Raw genomic sequence first — 16592 nt, forward strand, 5'->3', positions numbered from 1 at the left:
CCGTAGTCACTTCTTCTTGTTAAAGTTCGCTCCAACCCAAAACATGCGCCGCCAATATTAAATCGAATAATAAAGATCAGTTAACATAAACACGTATATGCTGAATCGCATTATACCCGTAACCTTTTACATTCCAATCTGCCATTTCACTTTGCATGTTACCTGCTGTATCTTTAGCTCTGACTTTCAAGTCGTAGGTCCCGGATTCAGTTACCCTCCACTTCCAGCACCAACGCCTCCAAGAATAAGCTTCATATTGATCCATCCAAGATGCTGCCAGCCAGGTATTTCCATTGTCAGTACTTATCTCTACCAGATCAACTGGATCTCTGCCAGATATGGCTGTCCCCCATACCCAATTCTCCCCTTTAGCCAATACCTCTTGGTCTGTTGGCTCCGCAATGGTCGAATTGAGACGAATGGTTGAAACCGGCTCGGGAGAGGATGGCGTTAATGGTTTTCGATCATAGACATAATCTACGACTTGGTAAGGCCCTTGAAAGTTTTCCTCTATAACGACGATACGGTGAAGCCATTTGACCGACGCCATTCCATACCATCCTGGAACAATTAATCTAGCTGGATAACCGTGCCGGTAGGGCAAGGGTTTTCCATTCATGTAAAGGGCTACAATCGTATCAGGATGCAAAGAGTGTTCGAGAGATAAACTTCTTTTATAGGAAAAAACGCCTGGCATATCCGTTCGAACGCCCTTATCCATACCCTCGAAAGTCACTTCATGTGCATGCCTTTGAACGTCCGCTGCAAGCAATAAATCTTGAAGACGAACCCCTGTCCAAACCGCATGACTAATTGCCCCTAGTCCCCATTGCTCACCGCGAGTTTTCGGTTGAAAAAACGACCTCTTATCTCCAACACACTCAAGCGTTACAGGTAGTGTAACTTGAGGCATTTTTAATAGCTCATGATATCGAAAATACCTTGGTTTGTTTACACATCCCTCGATAGAAAGTCCCCAAGTGCGCATGTCTACATGGGGATATGGAAAATGGTTTCGTATATAAAACAGATGTTCGGGTGTAATTCGACTGGAAAGTGACAGCATGGGAAATTCTTGATTTTCCGGCATGATTCTTCGTGTGATCAAATGAGGCGAATACAACAATGTAACCATCCTTTCGCAAGAACAAGATCTTACTAAAAGATATGGTACATTTGTTGAATTGAGACTCCTTTATCGACTTCCACCTTTTTCAGAAGATATGTTGTGATGTTGCGATATTATGATCTTGCAGTTCCTTTCTCACACCTGCGGTATTGCTTACTTCAACAAGAATTATTGTTCGCATATTTCCATACATTAGATTATGACCTTCACTTGAAAGGAGTCCTACTATGTGCAATTATCCAGTTAATAAATCGGTCTCTTTTCCTCATCAAAAATGCCCACCTACCATAGAAGTAATAGGTATGGGAACCACGTATGCAACTCCCGACAGGGCGTTATTAGTGCTGGGAGCCATAACCGAAGGACCTGTCTTACCTGCTGTCCAAGCCGAAAACGCTAGAATCGTAACCACTATCATTCAGTCCTTATTAAAACTAAACATCCCTAGGGAAAAGATACAAACATACGATTTTGGAATTGAAATGCAGTACGATTATCAAGAAGGGAAGCAAATTTTTCGAGGCTATAAAGTGACCCATCTCTTACAAATCACCAACGATAAAGTGGAACTAACAGGAATTATCGTTGACACCGCCGTTTCCAGTGGCGCCAATAACATCACCGACATTAAGTTTACGACTTCAACGCCAGAAATTTACGAGAATCAGGCATTATCGCTTGCCATTCGAAACGCCCGTCAAAAGGCTGTGACCATCGCTAATTCACTAGGAGTTACCCTTTTCACAGTCCCGTGTCAAATCCAAGAAATTAAAGGAACCGCCGAACCTATCCCCTATGCAACCGCCATGCTTTCCAAAAGTACCGTCTCCCCAATCCAACCAGGACAATTAACGATATATGCCAATGTGCGCGTGTGGTATCTATACGCTGACCGATAAATGACTCTTATAGATTCCACAACCTCTCAACTAGATTCAATTCCTCATCTTCAAACTTATAACGATTTTCTATATTTTGAATCTTAAGGAGGTGCTTAACGAAGTGGATAAAAAGCGTACTTGTCGACTCATCCGTTCATCTCGAACTTATCATGGAAAACAAGGGCTTGATTACGCCGAAGCCATCTCCAAGGAAAGCGTTGATGCTCAAGGGATCTGTATGCATTTATTAACTATTCCACCAGGAAAAAGAGCGAAGGCTCACCTGCATCAAGATCATGAGACAGCCATTTATATGCTGCAAGGAAAATCCGCCATGTGGTATGGTGAGAACCTTGAGCAGCATATGGAATTAGATGCGGGAGACTTTCTTTACATTCCACCAGGGATGCCACATCTCCCCTATAATCCCAGTGATACGGAGTCCTGCACAGCTCTGATTGCCCGTACGGATCCTAATGAACAGGAGAGTGTCCTCCTTCTTCCGGAACTCGAAGCCGTGTGGCAGAAGAAACAATTATTAGCAGAATAGCGACATGAAGGCAGCAATCAGCAATAAATAAATTTAACGTATTCCATATACTAAAAATAAGGTTGAACACGACTTGTGTCCAGCCTTATTTCCATTTTTTTCAAATAAATGTTATTAACCACCCTACTATGTTACGGTAATAACCATGGCGGTTAATCCCCTGCTATTTATTGAAGCATCAGTTATACCGTTAGCTGAACCTATAATTGTAAACGAATAATTATAGGTTCCTGGACCTGGATTATCCACCCAAGTTAGAGAAGTCGTAACAGCTGCTTGCGGAAAAAAGGGCTGATCCTGATTTTGGATCATTGCAGCATTATCCGATGTAACAGTGTCCCCTTGATTTCTGGAAATGGAGCTATCCACCGAATAATTTTGAACGACGATAAAATTAATATTCGCAAATGCATCTAATTTGACTACCTGATTAGCTAGCAATGTAATTGGCGGTAGAATTAACTCTGACGTAGCGTCTCCCGATCCTTGGATAATGATAAATGGAACCGGTACATTGCTTCCTGCGAATCGAACATCGACAATTCCAGAAGGACCCGTCATCCCCGTCGGACCCTCGAGACCTTGTATGCCTTGGATTCCTTGATCACCTGTTGGTCCTGTCGCTCCTGTTGCTCCAGCCGGTCCCGCGGGACCTTCTTCTCCTTGTGGACCTTGTAAACCCTGAAGTCCTACCGGACCTTGTGGACCTGTCGGTCCTTGAACTCCCGCCGGCCCTTGGAGCCCCACCGGTCCCTGGGGTCCGACAGCGTCATTTGCTTGACTAGCAGCTGTTGCTGCGCTTAATGCACCAGTACTGATCAATTGCACAACGTTTGATGTGATATTATTAACGACGCTGGGAGCAAGTTTGTCTAATGTGATGGCCCTCCTAGCTATCTTGGATCCAATAACAGATCTTGGAGAAAGCTCCCTTCTTGTTACCGCCCTACTTGCTAATCTGTCTGATGTTATTGGCTGTTCAAGCTTCCTAACATCTCTCTTCAAAGCTTGTATATCATTATCTACGCTTGATAACGTTCGTCTTCTAGCCAATGCCATCATCCTTCCTCATATCCTTCTAGCTATAACAAACTACCCACATTATATGAGGATGGCAATATGACATGGCACGATGATTGTCTTGGTTCATTCACCTAAAAGATCAAGTCGTTAATTTCGCATATACACCAAAAAACAGCATCACTTCTCCAATAATCATGTAATTTGGCAAAAGCAAAAACAAATCCACCGTGAAAAAAATCCCAAGTAACCCTACTAATAACACGAAATGATAGATACCTAGTCTTAGATGTGCGTGTCGATATTTATGGAAAACCAACGTGGTTGAGAAAAAGTAAAGCAGTACAGATCCAAAAATAAAACTTAGCATAAAAGAATAATTTAATTGTTTCAAAAATAACAATTGGATCGACGCTGCAATCATACACATGGATAAATAAATGAATAAATGGCCATATATGATGGTTTGTCCGGCAGTTTCTAATGTCTTATTCACTTTCTTTTCAACGTTGTCAAAATATTGCCACCACATAGCAATAATTAATAAAAAAGTCATTGATGCAAATAAAATAGATGGCCACGTCCAGTCACTAGACTGCAAGACTGCAAGTATACTGATTACGGATTCACCTAAAAGAATGAGTGTAAACAACGAGAACCGTTCTAAAAGATGATGCGTATTTATAGGGCTTTTTACCAAATAGTGTCGACCTATTAACGGGAGCAAGATATCTACAATAATTCCCGCATACAAAACGGCATAACGAAACCATGAGTCGAAGAAAAGTGAGCAAGCAGATATTACTAATCCAATCCAAAAGCGACTCCCTAAATATCGGGCAGCAGTCTTTCTATGTGATTCTTCTTTTTTATGTACCGAAAGATATTGGATGGCTGTCATCGCTCTTAAACCAATATAGCCTATTAAGAATGGAACATAGTATTGGTCAAAATTAACCGATAGACTGGCCGTCATGATGAGTACAAAAAATAATTGTAGAATCAGAAATATTCGGTGAGATAAGATATCTCGTCCAAACCGGTTCACAAAGAGGGATTGCCCCACCCAAGCCCACCAGATCGGAACAAAGATGAGAACGAATTTGGCTAAGTATTCAACTGGAATGGATCCATTTTCGACATTTAATAAAACATGACTAGCCTTCGAAACTGCCGCTACAAAAAGCAGATCATAGAAAAGTTCCAGCCAGGTCACTTTCTTCTCAGCAAAAGCAGAGTTTTGTTGAGATTCCGATGTGTGTTGATTCATCCTTATGCTCCTTAAGTTTAGATGTGATTAATAAAATGCTATCCACATTTTAGCATATCGACTTATTAAATTAATAAGATTTTCTGGTGTTACTTTTCGAGTGATAAATACCCACAAATTGGAAAGCAACAAACACGCTTGCAGCTGCGTCTATATTTTATCAAAAGAAAACTTAGTAAGGGTGTATAAACAACATGAAGATTAGAACCGGTTTCCTTTACGGGGCCAAATTTACACTGCTAACCATGATGATGCTCCGTGCAGCGTCGGCACATGCTGAAGTGAATCTGCCACCTTCTGTACTTCTCGACGGGCATCCGCTGACCTTTCAGACTCCTCCCGTGATCGAAAACGGCTATAGCCTCGTTCCGATGCGTCCCATTTTTGAAGCTGAGGGTGCAAAAGTTTCTTGGGATGAAAGCACACGAACGGTTACTGCCATTAAAGATAACGTCGTCCTTACATACCGAATCGGAGAAACAGTCGCTTATAAAAACCAAGAAAAGCTGGATATGCCCGTGTCAGGCAAAATTATCGACGGGTTTACCATGGTTCCAGTACGATTTATTAGCGAAGCATTAGGCAATCTTGTGAAATGGCATGAATATTCCCGTTCAATTACCATTTCATCCGCTCATGACTATGAAACCACGATCGAATACGGCGTCAACCTGCGTGACTCTCCAGCAAAAAATACGGATACCCAAGTGCTCCGAATTCTTCCGAAAAACGAGAGAATCCACGTGATCCGAGAAATCGACGCAAATTGGTTGGAGGTGCAGACCAAAGACAATTCAATTGGTTTCATCTCGGCTGCACCGATGTATACCGATTACGCAAGTCCGGCTGTAGCCGAAAAGCAAGCCGATGAGTTGATCGCTTTCGGATCCAAATTCTTGGGAACACCTTACGAATTCGGTGCCGCTTCCGGCCAAACCAATACGTTCGATTGCTCATCATTTGTCCGATATGTTTTTAAACAAGTCCTGTCCATCGATCTTCCGCGTGTCTCCTACGACCAAGCCCAGAAAGGGAAAGAAATCGGAATCGACCAAATACGCAAAGGCGATCTGCTGTTCTTCAGCGCTCGGGGGCTCGATATCGGCCACGTAGGCATCTATGCGGGTGATGGGAAAATCCTTCAAACTTATTCGAAAGAGCTCGGCGTTCACATCACAGATTTCGATGAAAAATGGAAAAAGCGTTTTGTTACGGCCAGGAGATTATTCTAAATGTAGAAGACGAAAATAAGCCTAATTAGTTCAGCTAGTTCAGAGCTAATTAGGCTTACCTTTTTCATGAATTCATTTCGGCGTTTGTACTACTTCGGTCCTGAGAAAAGGTTCGATTTCTTTTTCTTGGCAAAGATCGATTGGTAATCGACCTGCGTGCCCTCCATCGGTAGAACTGAAAAGTATTCAATGTCGAATACTTCACTTATTTTTCTCTGAATATGCTTATCTTCATAGAAGGCGAAAAACCGCTGAGGTCTATACGTGTCATTCTCCCAAATCCCTTCGCTTTCGAATCCGCCATAAAGGCCCAAGTACAAGATACCATCTGGCTTCAGCACTCGCTCCATATTGGACAGAACTTGCAGGAAGCTATCCTTAGGTACATGAAGCAGAGCATTCATCGTCCAAATAGCGTCAAACGACTCTGACTCCAAATCCAAGGAGTAGAAATCCATAACGAAGGCTTCAAGTCCTTTTTCCCGGCAAATGTTCACCATCTCATCGGATAAATCAACGCATGTGACTTCGCATCCATGATTTTTCAAATAAATCGCTTGATGGCCAGGACCGCTTCCAAGATCTAAAATCCGTTGCCCACTACCCTTGTCAACTGACTGCAGCCAAGCCAAAAAACGATCCATCTCCTCTACTTTCCACGACTGAACTGAAACCCCATCCCTTGATCGGGCATGTTGATCATAGCTCAACTTGAGCGTTGCTTTTACCCCAGGATCCATCGGCGTTTTCTCCTATCGAAACGATCGTTATGCAGCTAAATGTCTTACTTCACAATGGTTTTTTGAGCTGCGTCCACGAGCAAATCAAACCATTCGTCATCTTCTAGCAAATCTTCAACAGCTTCAATATCCTCTTCTTTTCCTGATTCCTGTAAAAAGTTAAGCGCGTAGCTCCAGTCATCTTTACCTCGATTGCTTTGTAGGGTGATTTCATACGGATGCTCATGGCCTTTCACCTTGAATTGCACTTGCCCGAGGTAGCCTTCTTCTTTGCTGTGTTCCATGCTCGCTTTTAGAATTTCAATCATGTTCATCATCCTTTTCTATTCGTTGTAACCAAGTCCAAATCGTGTTCATCGTGGTTTGCATGTTCGTTGTTTCATTCCATATATAGGGATTGTGATCTCTGAAATAATCGGCATGTCCACCTATTAACGGTAACGTATGTCGATGAATAGGAGCATGTTTCATGCGATTCCAGCGGCGCAGTCCCAAGCGCGTTCTCATCCAGCCCCCCCATGTGCCCAGTCTTGGTACGGGATCATTGAACTTATCCAATTGATTAGCAGCATCCAGATAAAGAACACGACTACTTAACGATGGAGGAATTGCACATTTCGGCGATCCGATTTGGACCACGCCATGAATGGAAACCCCCTCTTTCTGAAGGGCATCTGCCGCTAGAATAGAAGCCACAGCTCCTGCACTATGTCCGATTAGTAACAACTTCTGTCTAGGGACGAGCTTGTCGGTGATCAACTTCAACAAGCTTTTGCCGCCATAATGAGACCTTTTCCGATGTGCATTGTTCCATAGATCACTGGTAATTTCTCGAAGCTGCACTTGCTTTCGGCGTGTCCAATCACCATATGGATAGTGGATAACGACTTGGACAGATGAACCAGCTTGTTCAAAACGTGCTTCCAGTGCCGCGGCGAAAGCATCTAGGAAATTTGGCGCTGTTGCAAAACCAGCAGATACATAAATGACGAATTCCTCCGGTTCGGAGTGGATTGTCATGGCTTGCTCAGTTCCCTTCTCGTGCAAATTAGGTTAGGAACGCGGTTTAGCTCGATTTGTTGGCATCGCCGCCATCGGATCATCCGGCCAGTGATGCTTGGGGTATCGGCCTTTGAGATCTTTTTTGACTTCGAAATAAGCATCCCGCCAGAAGCTCGCCAAGTCCTTCGTCACCTGAACAGGACGCTGAGCTGGCGATAATAAGTGTAAGGTAACCGGCACCCTCCCCTTTGCGATCCGCGGGGTATCGGCCAAACCAAACATTTCTTGCAAACGAACAGATAAAGTCGGCTCACTGACGCTATAATCAACGGGGATACGGGAACCACTGGGTACCTGAATGTGTGTAGGCGCCCATTCTTCTAACCATCGACGCTGCTCCCATGTTAGCATTTCTTCTAATATGCTTGTCAAGTTAAGACGTGCTAATGCCCCTTTGCTTTTTAAACCGTAAAGATGGGGCCCTATCCAGTCCTCTAAAGTAGCAAGCAAATTGGCTTCTCCCATATCTGGCCATTCTACATCAAATCGATGCAAAAACATAACTCGCTGTTGCAGTTGCCTCGCACTCCGAGTCCAAGGAAGCAGCTCCAAAAATTCACTTTGAATACCGGAAATCAAAGCTTGCAGCACCAAATCTGGGTTTGGATCCTGCAAGGGGTTTTCTTTGAGGACAATGGCACCTAACCGAAGACGCTGTCTTGCCTTAACGGAACCTGTTGCCTGTTCCCATAGCACTTCTTGCTCTTTGAGCAAGCGGTCCTCAAAGGCTTCTAATAGCTCCTCCTCCTGAATCGGGGCAGCCAAATAAATTCGACTCTCCGCTCCGCTATCATCCAGCTCAGCGGCGACGAGATAACGCTCGTTGGAGAGCGGCTGCAGCTCGGGCAGCACAGCGCCGCGCCCGCTGCTGAGCAGGAACCGACCAGTAGACCGCCGCTGCGCGACGCGGTCGGGATAAGCGAATGCGAGCAGCAATCCGCTCGCAGATGACCTATTGCTGCTCGGACGGATGCCGAGCTGCTGCATGAGCACTTTGGCTTCCGCCGCGATGCGGCGGCATAAGCCAAAGTCAACGTCTGCACGCTGCTCGCCCTGCGCAGCGCGCCAGAGCACTTCGATTCGGGTGCGAATATCCGCATCCCTCCCCTCGGCGGCGCGCATGAAATCGCGCTCGCTCAGCATGACGGCGAGCTCGCACGCCAGCGCGCCGAGCTCAAGCGGAATGGCTTGCAGCACCATGTGCGCAAGCCGCGGGTGCAGCCCCAGCGACGCTAGGCGTTTGCCGTGCGCGCTGGGGCTCCCGTCCTCGTGCAGCGCGCCCAGCTGCACGAGCAGTTCCCGCGCCTGCTGATACGCAGCAGCAGGCGGCGGGTCCAGCCAGACCAGCGAAGCTGGGTCTGGCACACCCCAGGCGGCCAGCTCCAGCGCAAGCGGCGCCAGATCCGCTTCGCGGATCTCTGGCGTGCTGCTTAGCGGGAGCTGCCGCTGCTCAGTCTCGGTCCACAGGCGGTAACACACGCCTGGACCGAGCCGACCGGCACGGCCTCTGCGCTGATCCGCAGAGGCGACAGACACTGGCACCGTCGTCAGACGTGTCATGCCAGTGCGTGGCGAAAAGCGGGGCACACGCATGAGCCCGCTGTCGATAACGACCGTGATGCCTTCGACGGTCAAGCTTGTCTCGGCAATCGAAGTGGCCAGCACAATCTTCCGGTGCCCTGGCGAACATACTGCCAGCGCCTGATCCTGCGCCTCTTGGGAGAGATTACCATACAGGGGTGCGATCTCTATCTCTTTTCCCAATTTAAGCGCAGTAAGGCTGTTAGCAACTCGATGAATTTCAGCTGCTCCCGGGAGAAAAACGAGCATGCTGCCTTCATTCATTTGCAAGGCGCGCTGGATGCTTGTTACTACAGCTTGTTCTAATTTGCTCGTAATTTTCGCAGCCAGGTAATGCGTTGCAACCGGATAAGTTCGTCCTTCACTTTGAATAATCGGCGCATGATCGAGCATGGCGGAAACCGTGTTGGCCTCAATTGTAGCCGACATAATAAGAATTCGCAGATCCTCACGAAGCAAGGTTTGTGATTGCCTGCTAAGTGCCAACCCCAAATCTGCCTGTAAGCTGCGCTCATGAAATTCATCAAAAATAACAGCCCCCACCCCTTCCAGGGCCGGATCTGTTTGAAGCATGCGCGTCAGAACACCTTCCGTTATCACTTCAATTCGTGTGTTCGGTCCAACTTTCGTATCATTTTTCACTCGATAACCAATGGTCTGCCCAACTTCTTCGCCACGAAGCTTCGACATATAGCGAGCAGCAGCACGAGCTGCCAGTCTTCTCGGCTCAAGCATGAGTACCTTTTGATTTTGCAGCCAAGATTCTTGCAGAATGGCAAGCGGAACTTGCGTTGTTTTGCCCGCACCAGGCTGAGCGACCAATATGGCGCATGGATTTGTTCGTAAAGCTTCTTTCAATTGAGGAAGAACGGTTTCAATCGGTAACGAGTTCATTAGTTTCACTCCGAGGCTTCTGTCAGTCTTATTATCGCTTGCTCCAAAATTAATTAATGACATTAATCATTAATGAGGTAAATTTTATAATGTCGATTATTGTTCGGATTTCCTCTTGCAAAACCTGTTACTCATCCATTCAATCGTGTATACTAGATTAGAATACGGTCATTAAAGGAGAACTTGAAGATGAATGTACATGAAGCGATATCCAAACATTCGAATGCACAGCACCTACATCTCGTTAGGTTTGCAGAGCTAGATGCACAGCGTGAGCAAGCAATTGACGCTGCTGTCGATCTGTGCAGAAATGGGCTCCCTTTTAGCGTTGATGCGATTAACGCCGTAACAGCCCAAATCATCGCCCATGCCAAAGAAGGTATTTCTCCGCTCCGTTCTTATGTAACTGAAGACATGGTGCGTGATTACGTAAACAAAGGTTAAGGAGATAAATAGCGATGGGTGTTCTAACTTTTATTTCAATGCTAGTTATGGGATCAGCATTTAGTGCCGGATTCTTGTTTTTGTTCAAGCGGAAAACAGCACTCGGTATAGTCTGTATCGGACTCTCCATTGTCTGTTATATCGCTTATGCCTACATAGCGAATAAGTACTTCGTCTAACAAATAGGTTGTATACAATGAGAACCGATTGGGTCAACCCGATACGGTTCTTTTTCATTCAGACCATCCATTTTCCCTTAATGTACGAAACAGAAGATCAAAATAAGCGACTGGATGCGGAACCAAATAATCTAGGCTCATAAGCAGACTTGTTTGAACTAACCCGCCTTCGATACCCATTTTATATCCACTAGCCATTATTTCTTTTGTTTCTTGATGAACTAAACGCTCAAGGTCTGCGACACTTACTGCAAAAAGACCGCTTACCTCATCTGGCTGCAGCATATAACGATTCAATGGTTGGTCACAGCGATAAAGAAACACATGACAAAACTCACGATCCATGAGCTGATCCGAAATCAGATCTTCTTCTGCAAACATCCCGCAAGGGATTAAATCACTGAATTCGACCTTAAGCCCAAGCTCTTCCTCAAGTTCCCTAACACCGTCTTCCGGGGTTTCTCCAGCAGCGAGATGCCCGGCGCAAGAAATGTCCAGTAAATTCGGAAACAGATCCTTCTCTGGATGTCTTAACTGGAGTAGGAGATGAGGTTTCTTCCCTTCTAGGCTAACGATCCAACACTGAAAAGTGCAATGCCACAGCCCTTTCGCATGCACTTCTGAGCGCGGAGCCACCCCAAGCCTATTCATCTTTTCATCATAGATATCAAACATTTCTTCTGACTTGTTCAAATTGCTCGAGTTCTCCCCTCAATACCTTCTATGTACATGCTATCTGCGTGTAATTTTTTTTGTCATTTTCATGGCATAAAGGTCCTCTTCCAATGAACTCATTCTTTCCATCAATGTCTTACCAGCATCCTCTATGGCCTGGTTATAAATAGGCGCAGCCAATTGTTGAAGCATATAATCGATTAATTGTTCCGTGGCCAAACGTCCTAATTCAATATTGTGATCCAACTCCAGATGGCCTTGCAAATCCTCAATCAACAATTCTTTCTCTTCTTTCGCTAATTTCAATGGTTTCATACGAGCACCTCACTCAAAAATAGACAAATCGATTTCTTGAAAACGGCTTACTTCTTTTACCCAACGCTCCGCAACATAATGAGTATGCACCGGATGATCATTGTAAGCTTCATAAGCCGCTCTATCTGCAAAAACCATGACGAAACACTTCAAATTGCTCAACCCCAGGTATTGCCGCCAGTTCTTGAGCACTGCTTTTTAGAAATTGTTCTGCTTCCAGCGTATCTTTACCTGCGTGTAAATTAAAAATCACCATATGTTTGATACTTGCTTGATTCATAGGTCTCTCTTCTCCTTTCGGCTACATCTATATCTTCATTATAGCGGATTTTGTATCAACGAACTATACAACCTCTTTGCTTCTTCACCGTTCGACTCCGCCTTGCGTAAAACTTGCTCTAACTCGTTACAAAGTCTTTTTGTCCCAAAATTGTATGGAATGGAGTTTGTTCCGCATTTCAAGCATATCTTTCTCGAGATTATCCCTTCGACCAACCGCTTCATTCCAGCTTCCATTGGTTTCATTAACTTTCCTTTTTATGGAGAATAAAAACAACCACATATGTACACGTTAAACCTGAACATTAAACTGCCCTTGAAAGGATGAATGACATGGAAAACGAGAAGCATAGAGGCAAATACTCAGGCACAACGAATATGAATGCGAAAAATCAAGATATGGCTTTTGTGAACGACACGTTAGAAAATGCACCCGACACGACACCTGTCAACATAGCCGAGGACGACATTAGCGAAAATAACGAAGAACGGCAATTAAATCAGAAGTAAGGGGCATTCTTAGATTTAGAGCAGTCTGCTATTTCCTATGGCTAGGGGTAGCCGTCTGCTCTTTTTTGCTTTGCGCAACTTGGCATCTCCCTCAGCTTGCGATACTATGAAATGAGCATGTATTCTTGGGGAGGTTGTCACATTGGAACAAGTCATCGTTATTGGTGCGGGTCCTTGCGGTTTGTCAGCCGCTATCGCCTTACAGCGCGAAGGCCTTTCACCTTTACTTATAGAAAAAAGCTGCATCGTAAATGCAATCTATTTATATCCAACCTATTTACAGTTTTTCAGCACACCTGAGCTGTTGGAAATTGGCGGTTATCCGTTCACAACACCTCATGAAAAGCCTTATCGCCAAGAAGCTTTGGTCTACTATAGAGAAGTTGCGCGTAGAGAACAGCTGCGAATTCGTTCCTATGAGGAAGTTGTTTCTATCGAAAGATTAGAGACGGGATTTACGGTGCATACGGAGGATCAATTTGGAAAGAAAGCCGCATACAACACGCGCAACGTCATCGTAGCTACGGGCTACTTTGATCATCCTAATTTGCTTGGAATTCCCGGTGAAGAACTGCCAAAGACATCGCATTATTATAAAGAAGCCCATCCTTATGCCGGAGCCAAAGTAGCCGTTATTGGCGGAAACAACTCCGCAGTCGATGCCGCTATGGATTTACTCAGAGTTGGCGCTGAAGTTACAGTGGTTTACCGCGGCAAGGACTTCTCAGCCAACATTAAACCATGGGTTCGTCCGATTTTTGAAAGTATGGTGAAAAAAGGCCGTATTCAAATGTGGTTCGATTCTCAAGTTGAACGTATTGACGAGCATACCATTACAGTACGTAAAGCAACCGAACACGTCACTTTAGACAATGACTTCGTACTTGCCCTAACCGGATTTCGACCGGATCGCGGGCTGCTGACTTCCATCGGTGTACAATTTCACGAAGAAACCAACGCTCCTCTAGTTCAACCAGATACGATGGAAACGAACATCCCAGGTTTATATGTAGCTGGTGTTGTCGCTTCATCTAAATACGATGCGAACGAAATTTTCATTGAAACAGGCCGTATGCATGGTCTGGCCATCACGAAGCATATCGTTTCCAGAACGAACCTCCTATCCAATTGATTGGAGGTTTTTTCATATGAAAATATTTCCCATTTTTCATAGATTCCCCTTCCATTACGAACATTTGTTTGCTATAATAAAAACAAGAACAAATGTTCCAATTAGATGAGGAGGTTGTTAACATGATGAACACCAGTCACAATTTTCGTTTTATTGAGAGGGATTATTGGTACCACAAGGCATTGTGTGACACTGACCATCTTCTTCCCGGACAGATTGACGCCATGCTGGACGAAGCACACACCCACTACGCCGATTATACGTTCAAGTTTTATGACGATGGTTCGGTGACAATCATAGATAACGACACCAATAACCGCATTAAACCTCGCGAACTAACAGGAGCTGTTTATGACTTCTATATTCGCAAACGTATTTATTTAATTAAAACCAATCTAATGGAGAAGCAACTCCAATATGCCTGATTGAAGAACAAAGAAGGCCACCTGAATTGGACAATTGTCCTATCAGATGGCCTTTTCTTTTTACGTTATTTATATCGAAAACAAGTTTGGTTGTGATCGTTCACCATGCCAACCGCTTGCATATAAGCATAACAAATCGTCGATCCCACGAACTTAAAGCCGCGTTTTTTTAAATCTTTACTCATCGCATCCGAGATTTCCGTCGTGGCAGGCACCTGACTCATATCCGTCCAATGATTGTTGATCGGCTTTCCGCCAACGAATCCCCAGATATAAGAATCAAATGTGCCAAACTCCTGCTGCACCTTAAGAAAAGCTTTCGCATTCTGAACAACAGATGCAATTTTCAAGCGATTGCGAACGATCCCTGAATTCTCAAGAAGTTCATTCAGTTTCTTATCGTCGTAATTCACAATAATGTGCGGATCAAATCCGTCGAACGCTTCCCGATAGCTCTCTCGCTTCTTCAGAATCGTATACCAGCTCAGTCCGGCTTGTGCGCCTTCCAGATTAAGCATCTCGAACAAATGGCGATCATCATGGACAGGAACCCCCCATTCATGATCATGGTAATCGATATATAACGGATCTTCATTAACCCAACCGCATCTCATAGTCATTTCAACACTCACCTTATCCAGAAATCGAACATGTGTTCTGTATTATTATAAAACCTATACGCATAGATGTCCAGTTAGAGTTAATTAAAATAAGTGAGGCGAAGGAATGTCGTAGAATCGTTTCGTATTATTCAAAAGCGTAAGTGCCGCTTCTTCCACAGGCAGATCTTTTAGAAGGGCTATCTGTTCAATGACAGCATGAATCATACGCGGATGCGTCTGCTGCCCCTCAAAGGGGCCTTCGAACGGCCATGGGCCATCCGTTTCGACCATTAATAGTGTAATCGGATAATCGCGAACAAGTGAACGTATTTCCTCTTCATACAGAACGTCCGGCGTTATGGAAATAAAGTAGCCTACTTGAATCATTCGCTCCACCGTTGAATGTGACCCTTTGAACCAGTGAAAATGCGCCTTTTTAATGCCATGCTTCTCAAGTAAATCGCACACAACATCAGCATCTTCGTACACAGCATGCAAGACGACCGGTTTATCCAAAGACACCGCCAGCTTCAAGAAGCTTTCAAGCAGTACAATGTAAGGCGCTAATTCAAAAGCACGCCCCTCTGCTTCTGTTTCAAGCCTCATATAATAAGGCAAACCAATTTCACCTACAGCGACCATCGTAGACGAACGCTCACGAATCCATTCAATTAAATCATTCAACTGTTTTTCCGTTGGCAGTTCTTGTTCAGGATGATAGCCATAGGCAGCAAAAACTTGCTCTGGTGCTTGTTTCAGCAGCCGCTCAGTTGACATACAAGAGTCCAGATGTCTCGACACTGCTAATAGCCCTTCGATGTGGTACTCTGCTAATTCCGATAACAAAGTCGTTGCATCTCTTTCCGTGTACATATCGAGATGAATATGGGCATCAATGACTTTTATCATATGTAATCTCCTGACGCAAAAGCCCCTGAATAAACTGTCGAAGCTCTTGAAATTTCGGTTCAAGCATGACGGACTCTTGGCGAGGCCTTGCAAACGGAATAACCAATTCTTCTATGATCTTGGCAGGTTTGTTAGAGAGTACATAGATGCGATCGGATAGAAACAGTGCTTCTTCAATGCTATGCGTCACAAATAGAATGGAGCGCTTATTTTGTTCCCATATATTAAGCAGCCACGCTTGCATGTCTTGCCGAGTAAGTGCGTCTAAGGAGCCGAACGGCTCATCCAGACACATGAGTTCTTGTGGACTAAGCAAAGCTCTCAGAAAAGAGACACGCTGCTGCATCCCTCCAGAGAGTACATGCGGAAGCTCTTGCTCATAGCCGCCTAATCCAACTTTGGGCAACCACTCTCTTGCTTTTGCCAGAGCGTCCGATCGCGTTTCTCCTGCAACTTCCTGTGCAAGTGCTACATTAGACTCAATAGAACGCCATGGGAACAAGGAAGGCTGCTGCGGCATGTACGAGATTAGGCCTTTAGAGCCGGTTACGTTCACGCCATCCAGCCACACTTCCCCTGAAGAAGGCATTACAAGTCCGCCAATAATGTGAAAAAGCGTGCTCTTTCCGCTGCCTGAAGGGCCGATAAGTGAAACGAACTCCCCTTCTTTCACATGTAAAGAAATATCCGCAAGCACAGATACGCGCTGTTTTTTGCCAGGGAACGTTTGATGAATGCCTCTAAGTTCTAATTTACTCATGAA

The 16592-nt window shown here is 44.8% G+C and carries 22 protein-coding genes; 8 read left to right on the forward strand and 14 right to left on the reverse strand.

Features of this window, described 5'->3' with window-relative positions; all coding sequences use genetic code 11:
• Nucleotides 1-76: 76 nt before the first annotated feature.
• Entirely contained in the window at nucleotides 77-1135 is a 1059-nt protein-coding gene (locus NYR53_RS19130) for a sulfite oxidase (protein WP_367618547.1), read from the reverse strand.
• A gap of 221 nt (nucleotides 1136-1356) precedes the next feature.
• Here NYR53_RS19130 and NYR53_RS19135 point away from each other — a divergent pair, with 221 nt between their 5' ends.
• Both NYR53_RS19135 and NYR53_RS19140 read left to right on the forward strand, forming a co-directional pair.
• On the forward strand, nucleotides 1357-2028 hold the full coding sequence (locus NYR53_RS19135; protein ID WP_261300831.1) for an SIMPL domain-containing protein: 672 nt from the start codon (nucleotides 1357-1359) through the stop codon (nucleotides 2026-2028).
• Between the two features lie 103 nt (nucleotides 2029-2131).
• Nucleotides 2132-2560 (forward strand): cupin domain-containing protein, encoded by a 429-nt coding sequence (locus NYR53_RS19140; RefSeq protein ID WP_261300832.1) that lies wholly within the window; start codon nucleotides 2132-2134, stop codon nucleotides 2558-2560.
• A gap of 126 nt (nucleotides 2561-2686) precedes the next feature.
• Here NYR53_RS19140 and NYR53_RS19145 read toward each other — a convergent pair whose 3' ends face one another.
• Together NYR53_RS19145 and NYR53_RS19150 are read right to left on the reverse strand one after the other, a co-directional pair.
• Nucleotides 2687-3613 (reverse strand): collagen-like protein, encoded by a 927-nt coding sequence (locus tag NYR53_RS19145; RefSeq protein ID WP_261300833.1) that lies wholly within the window; start codon nucleotides 3611-3613, stop codon nucleotides 2687-2689.
• 109 nt (nucleotides 3614-3722) lie between these two features.
• Nucleotides 3723-4850: a low temperature requirement protein A gene (locus NYR53_RS19150; RefSeq protein WP_261300834.1), complete on the reverse strand. Its 1128-nt coding sequence runs from the start codon at nucleotides 4848-4850 to the stop codon at nucleotides 3723-3725.
• 194 nt (nucleotides 4851-5044) lie between these two features.
• Here NYR53_RS19150 and NYR53_RS19155 point away from each other — a divergent pair, with 194 nt between their 5' ends.
• Complete coding sequence (locus NYR53_RS19155; protein ID WP_261300835.1) at nucleotides 5045-6082, forward strand: stalk domain-containing protein; 1038 nt, start codon at nucleotides 5045-5047, stop codon at nucleotides 6080-6082.
• 89 nt (nucleotides 6083-6171) lie between these two features.
• Here NYR53_RS19155 and NYR53_RS19160 read toward each other — a convergent pair whose 3' ends face one another.
• The 4 genes from NYR53_RS19160 to hrpB are packed head-to-tail and all read right to left on the reverse strand — an operon-like array spanning nucleotide 6172 to nucleotide 10359.
• Nucleotides 6172-6822, reverse strand: coding sequence for a class I SAM-dependent methyltransferase (locus NYR53_RS19160; protein ID WP_261300836.1), 651 nt, complete (start codon nucleotides 6820-6822; stop codon nucleotides 6172-6174).
• A 44-nt stretch (nucleotides 6823-6866) separates the two neighbouring features.
• The gene (locus NYR53_RS19165) at nucleotides 6867-7130 is read right to left on the reverse strand and encodes a hypothetical protein (protein WP_367618548.1); all 264 of its coding nucleotides are present in this window, start codon (nucleotides 7128-7130) and stop codon (nucleotides 6867-6869) included.
• Nucleotides 7123-7842 (reverse strand): alpha/beta hydrolase family protein, encoded by a 720-nt coding sequence (locus NYR53_RS19170; protein WP_261300837.1) that lies wholly within the window; start codon nucleotides 7840-7842, stop codon nucleotides 7123-7125. The genes NYR53_RS19165 and NYR53_RS19170 overlap by 8 nt, the downstream gene beginning before the upstream one ends.
• A 33-nt stretch (nucleotides 7843-7875) precedes the next feature.
• Nucleotides 7876-10359 carry an ATP-dependent helicase HrpB gene (gene hrpB / locus NYR53_RS19175; protein WP_261300838.1) on the reverse strand — a complete coding sequence of 828 codons (2484 nt, stop codon included), beginning with the start codon at nucleotides 10357-10359 and terminating at the stop codon, nucleotides 7876-7878.
• A 189-nt stretch (nucleotides 10360-10548) separates the two neighbouring features.
• On the opposite strand from hrpB, the gene NYR53_RS19180 reads away from it, so the two are divergent.
• Both NYR53_RS19180 and NYR53_RS19185 read left to right on the forward strand, forming a co-directional pair.
• Nucleotides 10549-10803, forward strand: a complete 255-nt coding sequence (locus NYR53_RS19180) for a YpbS family protein (RefSeq protein ID WP_261300839.1) — start codon at nucleotides 10549-10551, stop codon at nucleotides 10801-10803.
• Nucleotides 10804-10817: 14 nt separating this feature from the next.
• A complete protein-coding gene (locus NYR53_RS19185) occupies nucleotides 10818-10982 on the forward strand; it encodes a hypothetical protein (protein WP_261300840.1) in 165 nt (54 codons plus the stop codon).
• 54 nt (nucleotides 10983-11036) lie between these two features.
• Here NYR53_RS19185 and NYR53_RS19190 read toward each other — a convergent pair whose 3' ends face one another.
• The 4 genes from NYR53_RS19190 to NYR53_RS34495 are packed head-to-tail and all read right to left on the reverse strand — an operon-like array spanning nucleotide 11037 to nucleotide 12252.
• The gene (locus NYR53_RS19190; RefSeq protein ID WP_261300841.1) at nucleotides 11037-11675 is read right to left on the reverse strand and encodes an NUDIX hydrolase; all 639 of its coding nucleotides are present in this window, start codon (nucleotides 11673-11675) and stop codon (nucleotides 11037-11039) included.
• Between the two features lie 39 nt (nucleotides 11676-11714).
• Nucleotides 11715-11972: a DUF2164 domain-containing protein gene (locus NYR53_RS19195; protein WP_047677672.1), complete on the reverse strand. Its 258-nt coding sequence runs from the start codon at nucleotides 11970-11972 to the stop codon at nucleotides 11715-11717.
• 9 nt (nucleotides 11973-11981) lie between these two features.
• On the reverse strand, nucleotides 11982-12110 hold the full coding sequence (locus tag NYR53_RS34490) for an antibiotic biosynthesis monooxygenase family protein (protein ID WP_367618549.1): 129 nt from the start codon (nucleotides 12108-12110) through the stop codon (nucleotides 11982-11984).
• A complete protein-coding gene (locus tag NYR53_RS34495; protein ID WP_367618550.1) occupies nucleotides 12094-12252 on the reverse strand; it encodes a hypothetical protein in 159 nt (52 codons plus the stop codon). The genes NYR53_RS34490 and NYR53_RS34495 overlap by 17 nt, the downstream gene beginning before the upstream one ends.
• Nucleotides 12253-12584: 332 nt before the next feature.
• On the opposite strand from NYR53_RS34495, the gene NYR53_RS19205 reads away from it, so the two are divergent.
• From NYR53_RS19205 to NYR53_RS19215, 3 genes are all read left to right on the forward strand, one after another.
• Nucleotides 12585-12761 (forward strand): hypothetical protein, encoded by a 177-nt coding sequence (locus NYR53_RS19205; RefSeq protein ID WP_261300842.1) that lies wholly within the window; start codon nucleotides 12585-12587, stop codon nucleotides 12759-12761.
• Between the two features lie 142 nt (nucleotides 12762-12903).
• Nucleotides 12904-13893: a YpdA family putative bacillithiol disulfide reductase gene (locus tag NYR53_RS19210; protein ID WP_261300843.1), complete on the forward strand. Its 990-nt coding sequence runs from the start codon at nucleotides 12904-12906 to the stop codon at nucleotides 13891-13893.
• A 122-nt stretch (nucleotides 13894-14015) separates the two neighbouring features.
• Nucleotides 14016-14318: a hypothetical protein gene (locus NYR53_RS19215; protein ID WP_235550974.1), complete on the forward strand. Its 303-nt coding sequence runs from the start codon at nucleotides 14016-14018 to the stop codon at nucleotides 14316-14318.
• Between the two features lie 65 nt (nucleotides 14319-14383).
• Here the strand turns inward: NYR53_RS19215 and NYR53_RS19220 are convergent, their stop codons facing one another.
• The 3 genes from NYR53_RS19220 to NYR53_RS19230 form a co-directional block, all read right to left on the reverse strand.
• Complete coding sequence (locus tag NYR53_RS19220; RefSeq protein ID WP_084595118.1) at nucleotides 14384-14938, reverse strand: DNA-3-methyladenine glycosylase I; 555 nt, start codon at nucleotides 14936-14938, stop codon at nucleotides 14384-14386.
• Nucleotides 14939-15022: 84 nt separating this feature from the next.
• Nucleotides 15023-15829 (reverse strand): TatD family hydrolase, encoded by an 807-nt coding sequence (locus NYR53_RS19225; protein WP_261300844.1) that lies wholly within the window; start codon nucleotides 15827-15829, stop codon nucleotides 15023-15025.
• On the reverse strand, nucleotides 15813-16589 hold the full coding sequence (locus NYR53_RS19230) for an ABC transporter ATP-binding protein (protein WP_261300845.1): 777 nt from the start codon (nucleotides 16587-16589) through the stop codon (nucleotides 15813-15815). The genes NYR53_RS19225 and NYR53_RS19230 overlap by 17 nt, the downstream gene beginning before the upstream one ends.
• Between the last annotated feature and the right edge of the window lie 3 nt (nucleotides 16590-16592).

It is taken from the genome of Paenibacillus andongensis (genome assembly GCF_025369935.1).
Taxonomy (GTDB): Bacteria; Bacillota; Bacilli; order Paenibacillales; family NBRC-103111; genus Paenibacillus_E; species Paenibacillus_E andongensis.

Coding starts and splice junctions, on each gene's coding strand:
- NYR53_RS19165 (WP_367618548.1), bottom strand. CDS start 7,130: ATGATTGAAATTCTAAAAGCGAGCATGGAACACAGCAAAGAAGAAGGC.
- NYR53_RS19220 (WP_084595118.1), bottom strand. CDS start 14,938: ATGACTATGAGATGCGGTTGGGTTAATGAAGATCCGTTATATATCGAT.
- NYR53_RS19225 (WP_261300844.1), bottom strand. CDS start 15,829: ATGATAAAAGTCATTGATGCCCATATTCATCTCGATATGTACACGGAA.
- NYR53_RS19135 (WP_261300831.1), top strand. CDS start 1,357: ATGTGCAATTATCCAGTTAATAAATCGGTCTCTTTTCCTCATCAAAAA.
- NYR53_RS19150 (WP_261300834.1), bottom strand. CDS start 4,850: ATGAATCAACACACATCGGAATCTCAACAAAACTCTGCTTTTGCTGAG.
- NYR53_RS34490 (WP_367618549.1), bottom strand. CDS start 12,110: ATGGTTTTTGCAGATAGAGCGGCTTATGAAGCTTACAATGATCATCCG.
- NYR53_RS19185 (WP_261300840.1), top strand. CDS start 10,818: ATGGGTGTTCTAACTTTTATTTCAATGCTAGTTATGGGATCAGCATTT.
- NYR53_RS19205 (WP_261300842.1), top strand. CDS start 12,585: ATGGAAAACGAGAAGCATAGAGGCAAATACTCAGGCACAACGAATATG.
- NYR53_RS34495 (WP_367618550.1), bottom strand. CDS start 12,252: ATGAATCAAGCAAGTATCAAACATATGGTGATTTTTAATTTACACGCA.
- NYR53_RS19170 (WP_261300837.1), bottom strand. CDS start 7,842: ATGACAATCCACTCCGAACCGGAGGAATTCGTCATTTATGTATCTGCT.
- NYR53_RS19230 (WP_261300845.1), bottom strand. CDS start 16,589: ATGAGTAAATTAGAACTTAGAGGCATTCATCAAACGTTCCCTGGCAAA.
- NYR53_RS19215 (WP_235550974.1), top strand. CDS start 14,016: ATGATGAACACCAGTCACAATTTTCGTTTTATTGAGAGGGATTATTGG.
- NYR53_RS19130 (WP_367618547.1), bottom strand. CDS start 1,135: ATGGTTACATTGTTGTATTCGCCTCATTTGATCACACGAAGAATCATG.
- hrpB (WP_261300838.1), bottom strand. CDS start 10,359: ATGAACTCGTTACCGATTGAAACCGTTCTTCCTCAATTGAAAGAAGCT.
- NYR53_RS19195 (WP_047677672.1), bottom strand. CDS start 11,972: ATGAAACCATTGAAATTAGCGAAAGAAGAGAAAGAATTGTTGATTGAG.
- NYR53_RS19160 (WP_261300836.1), bottom strand. CDS start 6,822: ATGGATCCTGGGGTAAAAGCAACGCTCAAGTTGAGCTATGATCAACAT.
- NYR53_RS19155 (WP_261300835.1), top strand. CDS start 5,045: ATGAAGATTAGAACCGGTTTCCTTTACGGGGCCAAATTTACACTGCTA.
- NYR53_RS19180 (WP_261300839.1), top strand. CDS start 10,549: ATGAATGTACATGAAGCGATATCCAAACATTCGAATGCACAGCACCTA.